Origin of the sequence: Desulfopila aestuarii DSM 18488 (genome assembly GCF_900143695.1) — a bacterium.
In the GTDB taxonomy this organism is placed as follows: Bacteria; Desulfobacterota; Desulfobulbia; order Desulfobulbales; family Desulfocapsaceae; genus Desulfopila; species Desulfopila aestuarii.
Map to the genome: position 1 here is coordinate 253,771 of NZ_FRFE01000003.1, position 14,469 is coordinate 268,239.

The 14,469-nt window shown below is 49.2% G+C and carries 10 protein-coding genes and 5 tRNA genes; all 15 read right to left on the reverse strand.

Going from position 1 to position 14,469, the window contains the following annotated elements; genetic code table 11:
- Window positions 1–65: 65 nt before the first annotated feature.
- The 15 genes from rpoC to BUF15_RS04815 all read right to left on the reverse strand — a co-directional run bounded on the left by rpoC (window position 66) and on the right by BUF15_RS04815 (window position 14,263).
- Window positions 66–4,109 (reverse strand): DNA-directed RNA polymerase subunit beta', encoded by a 4,044-nt coding sequence (gene rpoC, locus BUF15_RS04745; protein WP_073612300.1) that lies wholly within the window; start codon window positions 4,107–4,109, stop codon window positions 66–68.
- 121 nt (window positions 4,110–4,230) lie between these two features.
- Complete coding sequence (gene rpoB / locus BUF15_RS04750; RefSeq protein ID WP_073612301.1) at window positions 4,231–8,310, reverse strand: DNA-directed RNA polymerase subunit beta; 4,080 nt, start codon at window positions 8,308–8,310, stop codon at window positions 4,231–4,233.
- Between the two features lie 510 nt (window positions 8,311–8,820).
- On the reverse strand, window positions 8,821–9,201 hold the full coding sequence (rplL, locus tag BUF15_RS04755) for a 50S ribosomal protein L7/L12 (protein WP_073612302.1): 381 nt from the start codon (window positions 9,199–9,201) through the stop codon (window positions 8,821–8,823).
- A 52-nt stretch (window positions 9,202–9,253) separates the two neighbouring features.
- A complete protein-coding gene (rplJ, locus tag BUF15_RS04760) occupies window positions 9,254–9,781 on the reverse strand; it encodes a 50S ribosomal protein L10 (RefSeq protein ID WP_073612303.1) in 528 nt (175 codons plus the stop codon).
- Between the two features lie 225 nt (window positions 9,782–10,006).
- Entirely contained in the window at window positions 10,007–10,711 is a 705-nt protein-coding gene (gene rplA, locus BUF15_RS04765; RefSeq protein ID WP_073612304.1) for a 50S ribosomal protein L1, read from the reverse strand.
- Between the two features lie 65 nt (window positions 10,712–10,776).
- A complete protein-coding gene (gene rplK, locus BUF15_RS04770; RefSeq protein WP_073612305.1) occupies window positions 10,777–11,202 on the reverse strand; it encodes a 50S ribosomal protein L11 in 426 nt (141 codons plus the stop codon).
- Window positions 11,203–11,296: 94 nt separating this feature from the next.
- Entirely contained in the window at window positions 11,297–11,830 is a 534-nt protein-coding gene (gene nusG / locus BUF15_RS04775; protein ID WP_073612306.1) for a transcription termination/antitermination protein NusG, read from the reverse strand.
- Window positions 11,831–11,921: 91 nt separating this feature from the next.
- Window positions 11,922–12,170: a preprotein translocase subunit SecE gene (gene secE, locus BUF15_RS04780; RefSeq protein WP_073612307.1), complete on the reverse strand. Its 249-nt coding sequence runs from the start codon at window positions 12,168–12,170 to the stop codon at window positions 11,922–11,924.
- 86 nt (window positions 12,171–12,256) lie between these two features.
- Window positions 12,257–12,333, reverse strand: a tRNA-Trp gene (locus BUF15_RS04785).
- An 8-nt stretch (window positions 12,334–12,341) separates the two neighbouring features.
- Window positions 12,342–12,491 (reverse strand): 50S ribosomal protein L33, encoded by a 150-nt coding sequence (gene rpmG, locus BUF15_RS04790; protein WP_073612308.1) that lies wholly within the window; start codon window positions 12,489–12,491, stop codon window positions 12,342–12,344.
- Window positions 12,492–12,564: 73 nt separating this feature from the next.
- Window positions 12,565–13,755: an elongation factor Tu gene (gene tuf, locus BUF15_RS04795; protein ID WP_073612309.1), complete on the reverse strand. Its 1,191-nt coding sequence runs from the start codon at window positions 13,753–13,755 to the stop codon at window positions 12,565–12,567.
- 54 nt (window positions 13,756–13,809) lie between these two features.
- Window positions 13,810–13,885 (reverse strand) — tRNA-Thr (locus BUF15_RS04800).
- Between the two features lie 27 nt (window positions 13,886–13,912).
- Window positions 13,913–13,988, reverse strand: a tRNA-Gly gene (locus BUF15_RS04805).
- Window positions 13,989–14,020: 32 nt separating this feature from the next.
- Window positions 14,021–14,105: transfer RNA gene (locus tag BUF15_RS04810), tRNA-Tyr, on the reverse strand.
- An 82-nt stretch (window positions 14,106–14,187) separates the two neighbouring features.
- Window positions 14,188–14,263 (reverse strand) — tRNA-Thr (locus tag BUF15_RS04815).
- Window positions 14,264–14,469 lie beyond the last annotated feature (206 nt).

Consider the following 14,469-nt stretch of genomic DNA (forward strand, 5'->3'; position numbering starts at 1 on the left):
CCCTAACGACACATGAGTGTCAAGGACAAAAATATTTACAACTGAATTTTAACACGCCTCACGCATCATCCATCAAGGCCAGTTCCGGCTGAAATCAACCGACCCATGATAACGTTTTCTTTCAATCCGGTAAGTTCGTCGACCTTCCCTGCCATGGCAGCATTGGTCAACACCTTGGTAGTCTCCTGGAACGACGCCGCGGAAATAAAACTTTCCGTGGACAGTGATGCCTTGGTTACACCAAGCAGCAGCGGTTCAGCAACTGCAGGATTCAAACCTTCTGCCATCAACCGGTCACGCTCTTCTTCAAACTTCCACCACTCAACCTGCTCCCCGATCATGAATCGTGAATCGCCGGCTGAGGTTATCATGACCCGCTTCAACATCTGGCGGACAATGACCTCGATGTGCTTGTCGTTGATCTTAACACCCTGGAGACGATAGACCTCCTGGATCTCGTTGACCAGGAACTTGGCAAGTTCCTTGACACCGAGAACGCTCAGAATATCGTTCGGGACGACGGTTCCTTCCATCAACGGCTCACCGGCCTGCACATAGTCGCCCTCATGGACGATAATATGCTTGGACTTCGGTACGAGATACTCTTCAGGCTCACCAAATTCCGGAGTAACAACAACGCGGCGTTTCCCCTTCAGCTCCTTGCCGAAGCTGACCCGACCATCTATCTTAGAGATGATCGCCGGCTCTTTCGGTTTACGTACCTCAAAGAGCTCAGCAACACGCGGAAGACCACCGGTAATATCCTTGGTCTTTGAAGATTCTCGCGGAATCTTACCAACCACGGTACCAGGTTTGATCTCATCACCCTCATTGACGGAGATGATGGAGCCAACCGGAAGACTGTACCGAGCATGAACCTCTGAATCCGGCAGTTTCAATGTCTTGCCACGTTCATTCTTCACAGAAACACGCGGGTTGAGCTGAGCGCTGCTGGTGGAGTGAATGATGACTTTGGACGACTTACCGGTTACAGGATCAACCTTCTCCTGCATGGTCACACCTTCTAAGACATCACCGTATTTAATGATACCACCGACCTCTGAAACGATCGGAATAGTATAGGCATCCCAGTCAGCAAGAACGGTACCGGGTTCAACCTGACCACCCTCTGCGACCACGATCTGGGCACCATAGTTAACCTTGAACCGCTCACGCTCACGATCAAGTTCGTCGAGAATGACAACCTCTGCGTTACGGTTCATGACAATCTTGATACCTTCAGCGTTTTCGACATAGTGAAGGTTTTTAAATCCGACCTTGCCACCACGCTGAGTCTTGATCTCTGCCTGTTCAACCGCCCTGCTCGCAGTACCACCGATATGGAAAGTACGCATGGTCAGCTGGGTACCCGGCTCACCAATAGACTGAGCAGCGATAACACCGATTGCTTCGCCCTTGTTAACCATATGGCCGCGGCCAAGGTCTCGGCCATAACAGAGAGCACACACACCCCGTTTGGCACGACAGCTGAGCACCGAACGGATCATGACGCGATCTATACCAGCTTCTTCAATCTTCGAGATCTTCTCCTCAGTGATCTCCTCGCCGGCCTCGACAATGACCTCATTCGAATATGGATCAACGACATCTTCAAGGGCAACACGACCAAGAATCCTGTCTCCAAGCGGAACAATAATCTCACCACCGTCAAGCAGCGGCTCGGCGACTATACCGTCAAGAGTCAAACAGTCTCGCTCGATAATGGTCACTTCCTGAGCGACGTCAACAAGACGGCGGGTAAGATAACCTGAGTTTGCTGTCTTCAGTGCGGTATCGGCCAGACCTTTACGAGCACCGTGGGTAGAAATGAAGTATTCAAGAACACCGAGACCTTCTCGAAAATTCGCCTTAATCGGAGTCTCAATAATCGCGCCAGACGGCTTGGCCATAAGACCACGCATACCTGCCAGCTGACGAATCTGATCGCGTGAGCCCCTTGCGCCGGAGTCGGCCATAATAAAGATGGAGTTGAAACTCGGTCCTTCCTCGATATCGCCATCTTTATTCTTGAAGTACTCGACCTTGATCTCGCTCATCATCTCGTTGGCGACATCTTCCGAGGCCTTGGACCAGATATCGACAACCTTATTGTACTTCTCACCGGAAGTGATGAGACCGTCAGAATACTGCTGCTCGACATCCAGCACATCCTGCTCAGCCTTCTCGACCATCTCTTCTTTTCTGAGCGGAATCTTCATATCGTTGATCGAAATGGAAATTCCCGCCCTGGTAGCGAACTCATATCCGGTATCTTTCAAGCGATCAGCAAGAATAACCGTATCCTTGGTGCCGGCACTACGGTAGGTATAGTCAATCAACTTGGCCAACGCTTTCTTGCTCATCACCTTGTTGATTTCGACAAAGGGCACGGATTTCGGAATCAGTTCACCGAGAATGATCCGGCCCACGGTGGTATCGACAATCTCACCGTTCTTTCTGATTTTCACCTTGGCCTGAAGGTCGACTTCGTTATAATCAAAGGCGATACGTGCTTCCGTCTCGTTGGCAAAGACCTTTCCCTCACCTTTGGCGTTGATGCGATCCCTGGTCATGTAATAGAGACCAAGGACAATATCCTGGGACGGAATGATAATCGGCTCGCCGTTTGCAGGAGACAGGATGTTGTTGGTGGACATCATCAACACCCTCGCCTCAACCTGGGCCTCAACCGACAATGGCACATGCACCGCCATCTGGTCGCCGTCGAAGTCGGCGTTGAATGCTGCACAGACCAGCGGATGAAGCTGGATTGCCTTACCCTCGATCAATACCGCCTCAAAAGCCTGCATACCGAGACGGTGGAGAGTTGGTGCACGGTTGAGGATAACCGGATATTCGGTTACCACTTCTTCGAGCACATCCCACACTTCACGAACTTCCTTCTCCACCATCTTGCGTGCGCTCTTAATGGTGGTGACATAACCTCTCGACTCAAGCTTATTATAGATAAACGGCTTAAACAGCTCGAGTGCCATCTTCTTCGGAATACCGCACTGGTGCAGACGCAGGTGCGGTCCGACAACGATAACCGAACGACCGGAGTAGTCAACACGCTTGCCGAGCAGGTTCTGACGGAAGCGGCCCTGCTTGCCTTTCAGCATATCAGCAAGCGACTTCAACGGTCGCTTGTTGGCACCGGTGATAACCCTTCCGCGACGGCCGTTGTCAAACAGCACGTCTACAGCCTCCTGCAGCATCCGTTTTTCGTTACGGATGATGATATCGGGCGCATCGAGCTCAAGCAGTCGCTTAAGTCGGTTATTACGGTTAATAACCCGGCGATAGAGATCGTTGAGGTCAGAAGTTGCGAAACGGCCGCCTTCAAGAGGTACCAGTGGTCGCAGGTCTGGTGGAAGAACAGGAATAACCTCAAGGATCATCCACTCCGGCCGGTTGCCGGAATCACGAAAGGCCTCAACCACAAACAGCCGTTTGCCAAGTTTCTGACGTCTGGTTTGCGAGTTGGTGGTTGACATCTCCTCGCGAAGTTCACGAGAAAGTTCAATTAAATCGATGGAGGAAAGCAATTCGCGAATCGCCTCGGCACCAATGCCAACCCGAAACTGACCTGGAAACTCTTCTCGTACCTGCCGGTATTTTTCTTCAGTGAGCAACGAGCCCTTCGGCACAGCCTCGACCTCAGACTCAACCACAGCGTACTGCTCGAAGTAGAGGATTCTCTCCAACTGCTTCAAGGTCATATCGAGTACCGCACCGATCTTACTGGGCAGACTCTTCAAGAACCAGATATGTGCAACAGGAGCAGCCAGCTTAATATGGCCCAACCGCTCGCGGCGAACTTTTGACTGAATAACCTCGACACCGCACTTCTCGCAGACCACGCCGCGATGTTTCATGCGCTTGTACTTGCCACAGTTACACTCAAAATCCTTCACCGGCCCGAAAATCTTGGCACAGAAAAGACCGTCTCTTTCAGGCTTGAATGTCCGATAGTTGATGGTCTCCGGCTTCTTCACCTCGCCGTGGGACCAGTCCATTATTTTCTCTGGTGAGGCCAGCGAAATTCTAACGCTTTTAAATTTTGTAGGGGCTTTCGGTTTTTGAAAAAAATTAAATAATTCTTCCACGAAATCACCTCTCCCTCATATTATAGGATATGCTCGGTATGTTCATTCACCGAACCTTGAAGAGATTTTCCTTCAATCTGCAATTGCAGTACAGCCTTTTGGTCTGGACAGCGCTGATAGATTATTCCTCCATCAGCTCCATATTCAGACACAGCCCCTGCAGCTCCTTCACCAGAACATGGAACGATTCCGGTAGCCCCGTGGTGAGGAAGTTGTCACCTTTGACAATTCGCTCGTACATGGTGGTGCGGCCTTCCACGTCATCAGATTTTGCGGTGAGAAATTCCTTCAGGGTATAGGCGGCGCCATACGCCTCCATAGCCCAGACCTCCATCTCACCAAGTCGCTGACCACCAAACTGAGCCTTACCACCAAGCGGCTGCTGGGTAACAAGCGAGTACGGCCCGGTGGAACGAGCATGAATTTTATTATCGACCAGGTGATGCAATTTCACCATGTACATGGCACCGACGGTTACCTGGTTAGCAAAAGGTTCACCGGTAAGACCATCATACAGTTGCACCTGCCCAACCTCATCAAGACCGGCCTCCACCAGCAGACGGCGAATCTGATCCTCTTTGGCGCCGTCAAATACCGGAGTAGCCATGTGCAGACCATTTCTATGGATTCTGGCCCATTCGATGATCTCCTGGTCGGTCTTGCCCTCAGTAATGGCCTCATACTCACTCTGCGAGTAGATGGCTTTCAGCTTGGTCCGGATCATATCAACAGCCTGTTCCCGTGCCATCAGATCAAGCTGCTCGCCAAGTTTCCTCGCAGCATAACCAAGATGAACCTCAAGAACCTGACCAACGTTCATACGAGACGGAACGCCAAGCGGATTGAGAACGATATCGACGGTTGTGCCGTCGGCAAAAAACGGCATATCCTCTTCCGGCAGCAATCGGGAAACAACACCCTTATTACCGTGCCGGCCGGCCATTTTATCGCCAACTGAAAGCTTTCTCTTGGTTGCAACATAGACCTTAACCATCTTCACGACGCCTGGAGGCAAATCATCACCCTTTCGCATCCTGTCAATGATACCTTCATAGCGATCGGAGATAAGGCGAGCCTGTTTCTCGTAGCGCTGATAGGCTGCCTCGATCAGCTCCTCATATTTGGCTCTCTCAGAGAAGTCGATATGTCTCAACTGGTTGAACCCGATAGCTACAGCCATGTCGGCTTCAATCTTTTTGCCGAGTGCAACAACAAGCTGGCCACTGCCATCGAAGATATCTTTTTTGGCTGTGCGGCCTTCAATAATCAGGCCCAGCTCACGGCATACACCTTTTTTGAGACTGTTCAGTTCATCGACCTTATCCTGGGTGAGTTTTTCGATCTCAAGATCCTCGATCATCAGGGAGCGCTCATCCTTATCAACACCCTTTCTCGAGAATACTTTGGCGTCGATAACAACACCACTCACTCCAGGCGGAACCCGAAGTGAAGAATCTTTGACGTCCTGCGCCTTCTCGCCGAAAATAGCCCGCAGCAGTTTTTCCTCTGGAGAAAGAACAGTTTCACCTTTAGGCGTCACCTTGCCTACCAGGGTGTCACCGGCCTTCACCTCAGCGCCGATCCGGACAATGCCGGACTCGTCGAGGTTTCTCAGTGTTTCTTCACTGACGTTGGGGATGTCCCGGGTAATCTCTTCTTTTCCAAGCTTGGTATCCCGCGCCATGGTCTCAAACACCTCGATATGCACCGAAGTGAAGGTATCCTCTTTCAAGAGCCGCTCATTGACAAGAATCGAGTCCTCAAAGTTGAACCCGCGCCATGGCATGAAAGCGATAGTGACGTTTTTACCAAGAGCCAGTTCACCAAACTCACAGGAAGGACCATCCGCCAGGACAGTTCCCTTGGTCACACGCTGGCCCGGTACGACCAGCGGATGCTGATTAAAGCAGGTATTCTGGTTGGATTTCTTATATTTCTCGAGACGATAAACAGCTACACCGGTATCAAATCCATCCACACCTGGCTTGTCATATCGTATAACAATACGGTTCGCATCGGATTCTTCAACAACACCCTCGTCTGCGGAGAGCAGACAAGCACCGGAATCACGGGCCACATAACGCTCCATACCGGTTCCGACAAGCGGCGACCGGGGAATGAGCAGAGGCACTGCCTGACGCTGCATGTTCGAACCCATCAGAGCACGGTTAGCGTCATCGTTTTCCAGAAAAGGAATCAGCGAGGCAGCAACACTCACCAGCTGATTCGGCGCGATATCCATATAGGTAACCTGATCAGATACAGAGGTAACAACCTCACCATCTTCTCGAACAATGAGGTTACCTTCAGCTATCTCATTCTGGTTGCCCATAACGGTGAGAGCCGGAGCAATGATCTGGTTCTGCTCCTGTAGAGCACTCAAGTAATCTATCTTGTCCAGAACAATCCGGTTATCGACCTTTCTGTATGGCGTTTCAATAAAACCATAAGGATTGACCCGGGCATAAGTGGCAAGTGAGACAATCAGACCAATATTTGGACCCTCTGGAGTCTCAACCGGACAGATGCGACCGTAATGGGTAGGATGAACGTCACGTACCTCAAAACCTGCACGTTCGCGGGATAGACCACCAGGTCCGAGAGCCGAGAGACGACGTTTGTGAGTCACCTCGGATAGCGGGTTTGTCTGGTCCATGAACTGTGAAAGCTGGGAGGTCCCGAAAAACTCTTTTATTGCCGCAGAAATCGGTTTGGGGTTCACCAGGTCATGGGGCATAAGCGTCTCGACATCCTGCAATGTCATCCGCTCCTTGATAGCCCGTTCCATACGGACGAGACCCATGCGATACTGGTTTTCCACCAGCTCGCCAACGGTTCTTACACGACGGTTGCCAAGATGATCAATATCATCGACAGCACCCTGGGTGTCTTTCAACCGCACAAGATATTTTATCGACTCGACGATATCTTCCTTGGTCAACGCCCTGTTATTGATATCTATATCAAGACCGAGTCGAGCGTTTATCTTGTAACGTCCTACCTCGGAAAGATCATAAAGATCGGCATTAAAGAAGAGGTTATCAAAAAATCCCTGGGCAACCTCAACAGTTGGCGGACTAGAAGGCCTGAGCCGGCGATAAATTTCGAGCAGCCCCTCTTCAGAGGATGCAACTTTATCAACCGCGAGAGTCCTGCTAAAGGAGTCGGAATACTTGACACCATCGATAAAGAGTACCTTAAAGGCGGTAATGCCTGAACTCTGCAAGGTCTCCAGGATGGTCTCGGTGATTTCTGTATTGCAGAGTGCAATTATCTCACCGTTCGCAGGATTAACAATGTTTTCAGACAGTACTTTCCCGACGACTGATTCAGCAACAATCTGTACCCTGGTAATACCTTCGCCAGCGATCCGCTTGCATAATGCCTTACTGACCTTCCGGCCTTTTTTGGCCAGCACCTCTCCGTTCGCCGGGGAAATGAGGTCGAAGTCAAGCCTCTGTGAAACGAGAGTCTCGGAGTCGAAATCGATAAAGAAGTTTTCACCTTCCTGAGTGATGGTATTTACAGGATAAAACTCACTCAACAACTCCTCGGAAGAATAACCGATCGCTTTTAACAGCGTGGTTACCGGAAATTTGCGCCGCCGATCGATCCGGACGTGAAGGATATCTTTTATGTCAAATTCAAGATCAATCCATGAGCCACGTACGGGGATGATCCTTGCAGAATAGAGCAGCTTGCCGCTGGAATGCGTCTTACCATTATCGTGGGTATAAAAAAGACCCGGTGAACGCTGGAGCTGAGACACAATTACCCGTTCTGTACCGTTGACAACAAAGACGCCATCGGCGGTCATCATCGGCAGGGAGCCAAGGAAAACCTCCTGCTCCTTGATATCACGGATAGTCTGAACTCCAGTTTCCTCGTCAACATCAAAAGTGATGAGGCGTACCACGATCTTCAGAGGAATTTCATACGTCATGCCACGCTGCTGGCACTCTTCCACGGTATATTTCGGCTCACCGAATTTATAGCGAACGTATTCGAGGGAACAGAGTCCGTTGAAGTCGTTGATGGGGAAGACACTCTTGAAGATTGCCTCCAGTCCGATATCCTCGCGCTCATCAGGGTCTGCGTCGATCTGCAGGAACTGCTCATACGAGATGCGTTGCATTGAGATAAGGTGAGGTGGCTCAATAATCGTTGCAGCCGTGGCAAAATTCTTTCTAACTCGTTCCATAAATTGTCCTCGAGGTTGCCAGTAAATCGTTACAAACGTTTTAGCTCAGTCAGGTGCCGAAAATCGATAGATTCAAGGGTAAGCTGAATCAATGAGATTTTAAGTAATTTTGAAAATTGTGCGGATTCTGTAAAGTGACGACTGCCAGAAATATTGTATAATTGAGACAGGTATTAGCGGTGGAATGGAGCGATACATTGATTACGGACATGTGTTTTCCTTTTTTTTTGATTAATTGACAAACTCGCAAAAAGTCTCCAGAAAATTCGGAGCAACACAAGAAATGAACCAGTTACGCAATTCAGCCGTCGGCAAAAAGAACACTAAACACTCTTTAAATCTTTTGCCAACGGAAATAACGATAGCGATAACCTTGTAATCGCTTGATTTTACTAACTAATTTTTTACAAAATTTTCAGCATCCCAAAACACGACACGCTACGTGGCAGAGCCCGTAGCGTGTCGTGTATTTCAGTGCACTCCATAGTGGAATGCCTGTGCCGAGGTGGACTATTTGATCTCTACAACACCACCAACAGCTTCAATCTTGGCTTTGATATCAGCACACTCTTCTTTTGTAACGCCTTCTTTAAGTGTCTGAGGTGCACCCTCAACCAGCTCTTTGGCTTCTTTCAGACCAAGACCGGTGATGGCACGAACTTCTTTGATGACCTTGATTTTCTGGTCGCCAGCAGAAGCAAGAATTGCGTCAAACTCAGTTTTCTCCTCAGCAGGAGCAGCATCCGCAGCAACAGCACCGACAGCAGCAACAGCAACCGGAGCAGCAGCAGAAACGCCAAATTTCTCTTCGAACTCTTTGATCAGTTCAGAGAGCTCAAGTACGGACATATTAGCAATGAAATCGATTACGTCTTCTTTAGTGATAGCCATTATACAATACCTCGTAGTGAATGTAGTTTACAATTGGTTAAGCAGGTGACATTTAGGCCGCTGCCTGTTCTTTCTTTTCCTTGATGGCGTTGAGAACATAGCCAAAGGTACGCGGAACACCGGAGAGTACCTGAACCAGCCCTGTGGGAACTCCGTTGAGTACGGACAGGAATTGGGACAACAATACTTCCTTGCTCGGCAGTTTGGACAGGGCAATAACCCCGGCCACTTCGAGCTTCCCTCCATCAAGAGCGGCACACCTGATCTTGAACTTGTCATGATCATCTGCGAACTTGGCAACAACCTTTGCAGGTGCTACCGGATCGCCATACGCCACGATCACAGCGGTTGTACCGGTGAATGCATCACTCAGTACCGCGTTGTCCGTATCAGCGGCTGCTCTTTTCAGGAGAGTGTTCTTGGCTATGCGAATCTCGGAATCACAATTCCGCAGTTCAATGCGGATTTTCTGTAATTCAGAGACCTTCAAACCACAATAGTCAGCGACAACTGCGAATTTAGCCCGGGTGAACGAGTCGTTCAATTCCGAGATTATTGTCGCTTTATCATCACGATTCAAAGTGCTCCTCCCTGATGAGAATTTTCTTGTTTTTCGAAACAGCAATTACAGCGCCGCTACAGGTGCCATATGGAAAGACCATATGTCTACTCTCTGCTGGTAAATCAAAAAGAAGAGTACCTTACGTCTCGGCAGGTCATGTCGGTGCATGATTAAACAATCCGTACCTGCTGTCTTCGACCCCAGAAAAGCACCCGCCTAGGCAGATGCTTTTCTTCACTGCTACTACTTAATAAGCGCTCTGATCGCAACCGGATCAAGCTTAACGCCAGGTCCCATGGTTGTGGAAACCGTAATAGACCTGAGATAGATGCCTTTTGATGTAGAAGGCTTCAACTGAATAATTTTTTCCATGAAGGTCAGCAGGTTTTCTATCAGTTTTTCTGCACCGAATGAGGCCTTACCTACACCGGCGTGGATGATACCTGCTTTGTCGACTTTAAAGTCAACTTTACCGCTTTTAATATCTTTCACGACATTGGCAACGTCAAATGTAACGGTGCCGAGTTTGGCGTTCGGCATGAGGTTACGAGGTCCAAGTATACGACCGATCTTACCGACGGTACCCATCATATCTGGGGTAGCGACAGTCTTATCGAAATCGAGCCAACCACCTTGGATCTTCGCGACCATGTCGTCAGCGCCAACAAAATCCGCTCCGGCCTCTTTGGCCTCTGCCTCTTTTGGACCTTTCGCAAATACCAGAACACGGGTGACCTTACCGGTACCGTTGGGCAATACGACAGATGAACGAATCATCTGATCCGCATGCCTCGGGTCAACCCCAAGCTTCATGGCAATGTCGAATGTTTCATCAAACTTTGCAATTTTCATGGAAAGTGCTTTCGCAACACCTTCCTCAAGCGTGTACAATGCGCCTTTGTCAAACTTCTCAACAGTGTTTCTATAATTTTTTCCGTGCTTCGGCATGGCAGCCTCCTACCTCGATACAGCTCCGTACGTCCGTATCAGCAGTGTGTTTTGTGTAATATTAATCAGTCGACGATGGTGATACCGCAGCTTCGTGCGGTTCCTTCAATAATCCGCATGGCTGCCTCAACATCGTAGGCATTGAGATCAGGCATCTTGATTTCAGCAATCTCACGAACCTTGTCTCTACCCAACTCAGCAACACGATCCGCTTTTGGATTGCTTGAACCGCTTTTCAGGTTTGCGGCTTTAAGCAGCAAAACAGAAGCGGGAGGAGTCTTGGTTATATAAGTGAATGACCGGTCCTGGTAGACAGTAATGACTACGGGAACGATGGTATCGCCTACACCCTGGGTCTTCGCATTGAACTGTTTGCAGAACTCCATGATGTTCACGCCATGCTGACCGAGAGCTGGACCGACAGGCGGTGAAGGATTTGCTTTTCCGGCGGGAATCTGCAGTTTAATGTATGCCGTTATTTTCTTGGCCATTTGTACACTCCGACTAACAAGCTGTTTTCTTAATATTTATGTCTACACGAATGTAGATTGCGTAAAGCAGCCAACGTACCGGGTCAGCTGCCTTTCAAGTGTTGGTTACCTGAACAAATTCAAGTTCGACTGGTGTCTCACGGCCAAAGATGGATACCATGACCCGTACCCTTCCCTTTTCCGGGAAAACCTCATCGACCACACCTTGGAAATTTGCAAAAGGTCCATCAATGACACGAACGTTCTCGCCGACATCAAAAATGACCTTAGGACGAGGCCTGTCGGATCCGTCCTGAATTCTTCCAATAATTTTTGCCGCATCTTCGTCCGAAAGCGGAACGGGATTGCGGTCATCGCCCACAAATCCGACAACCCTGGGCATATTCTGATGAATGGTGTGCCAGGTCTGGTCATTAAGCTCCATGCTCACCAGCATGTAACCGGGGAAGAACCGCCTGGAAGATGTTTTTCGGGATCCTTTAATCATCTCGACCACCTGCTCGGTCGGAACAAGAATCTCACCAAATAACTCTTCAAGCCCTTCCTTTTTGATCCTCTCCTCTAGAGTGGCCTTCACCTTGTCCTCAAATCCAGAATGGACCTGAAGAATGTACCATTGTCTTGCCATGAGTCGTATTTCCCTTAACTGTTTGCGCAGAACTGTCCTGTACCTGTCGATTCAGCCTGCTCTACGCATTCACACGGAGCCTGAAATCGTCCTAGCGCAGGAAAGACGATACAAGTTTACCTAGCAGCAGATCAACAGAACCAAGATATACCGACACAACAAATGTCAGGACAATGACTATTCCGGCCAATCCCAGTGTCATTTTCTTATCCGGCCAGACTATTTTGGTGAATTCAACCTTCACCTCTTCAATAAATTTCTTTATCTGAGCAGGTGCAAAAGGAGAAGGTTCCTTCTCTACCACATTGCCTTTCTTCGATTTTATAGCCTTGCCTGCCATTACCTTGTGTCCGAGATGAGGTTTCTCTCTTACTGGAGGACGAGAGCATCCTTTATCTTCAACAAAAAAAACACCTGCCATAAAAATGGCAGGCCAGGAGGGATTCGAACCCCCAACCCCCGGATTTGGAGTCCGGTGCTCTACCAATTAGAGCTACTGGCCTGTGTTCCGTTACTTCGTCTCCTTGTGTGGAGTATGACTCCGACAGAAAGGACAGTATTTTTTGAACTCGAGTTTATTCGGCGTGTTCTTCTTGTTCTTGGTCGTCGTATAGTTACGACGCTTACAAGTACCACATGCGAGGGTGATTATGTCTCTCATTGATCTATTTCCTAAGCAAAATGTGGCCCTGCCCCGACAGGAGTCGAGACAGGGCTATCTATTTGCGCAGTGACTACTTGATAATCTTGGCTACTACGCCGGCACCTACAGTTCTACCACCTTCACGGATAGCAAAACGCAGACCCTCATCCATGGCGATAGGGGTGATCAGCTCGGCGGTAACAGAAACGTTGTCACCAGGCATAACCATCTCGGTTCCTTCCGGAAGAGTGACAATACCGGTAACGTCGGTTGTTCTGAAGTAGAACTGCGGACGATAACCATTGAAGAACGGAGTGTGGCGACCGCCCTCGTCTTTTCCGAGGATGTAGCACTCTGCCTGAAACTGGGTGTGCGGAGTAATAGAACCCGGCTTGGCAAGAACCTGACCACGCTCAATATCATCGCGCTTCACACCACGAAGCAGGGCTCCGATGTTGTCGCCAGCCTGACCTTCGTCGAGCAGCTTGCGGAACATCTCTACGCCTGTACAGGTGGTCTTCTGAGTTGTCTTAATACCTACGATCTCAACCTCGTCACCAACTTTAACGATACCACGCTCAATACGACCGGTAGCAACAGTACCACGACCAGAAATAGAGAATACGTCCTCAACCGGCATAAGGAAAGGCTTATCAGTCTCACGCTGCGGCTCTGGAATATAGGAATCAACAGCATCCATAAGATCCCAAATGCACTTTGACTTCTCAGCGTCGTCCGGATTCTCAAGAGCAAGCAGAGCGGAACCCTGGATGAATGGGATATCGTCACCCGGGAATTCGTACTTGTCGAGCAGCTCACGGAGCTCCATCTCGACAAGCTCGATCAGCTCGGGATCATCAACCATATCGCACTTGTTCAGGAACACAACGATAGCCGGAACGCCAACCTGACGAGCAAGCAGGATGTGCTCACGGGTCTGAGGCATAGCACCATCAGTGGCAGCAACAACCAGGATAGCGCCGTCCATCTGCGCAGCACCGGTGATCATGTTCTTAATGTAGTCAGCATGACCGGGGCAGTCAACGTGAGCATAGTGACGCTTGGTGGTCTCGTACTCTACGTGTGCAGTGGCGATAGTAATACCACGCTCTTTCTCTTCGGGCGCCTTATCGATCTCGCTGAAGTCAGTAAATTTAGCCTGACCTTTAGTAGACAAAACGCGAGTGATGGCTGCTGTCAAAGTAGTTTTGCCATGATCGATATGACCAACAGTTCCTACATTGACATGCGGTTTAGTCCTTTGAAATTTTTCCTTTGACATATCTCTTGTCTCCTCAGGCCGTTAAAAGTTGTTTTCGAATTAACGTAATGATACTGGAGCCCACGACCGGAATTGAACCGGTGACCTCATCCTTACCAAGGATGCGCTCTACCATCTGAGCTACGTGGGCGCCAAATTACTTCTAGTATAGACTGCATGGAGCGGGAAACGAGACTCGAACTCGCAACCCTCAGCTTGGAAGGCTGATGCTCTACCAATTGAGCTATTCCCGCTCGCGTAAAGACCCTATCCATGCGTATGAGAGTGGTGGAGGGGGGAGGATTCGAACCTCCGAAGGCGTCGCCGACAGATTTACAGTCTGTTCCCTTTGGCCACTCGGGAACCCCTCCTTCATGTGAATGTCATCAGTAAAAATGACAGACACTCTTTATACTCTCATCAGCACTTTGTAAAGTACTTTTTTACATTTTCTGGAGCTGGCGATGGGACTTGAACCCGCAACCTGCTGATTACAAATCAGCTGCTCTGCCAATTGAGCTACGCCAGCTTACAAAGCACGGGAATATACTCTTTCAATTCCTTTTATTCAACCTATTTTTTTACGCGCCAACACGTTTTTCAGAACTACCCTGCCTCACCACTGAATTCATGACCGTGATAAAAACGGTGAATCAACATGTTGCAGGATACATAGATAGTATTCCTTTTCGTATTTTTTTCCAAGACCGACGTTGAAATTGTTCAACAGGATGT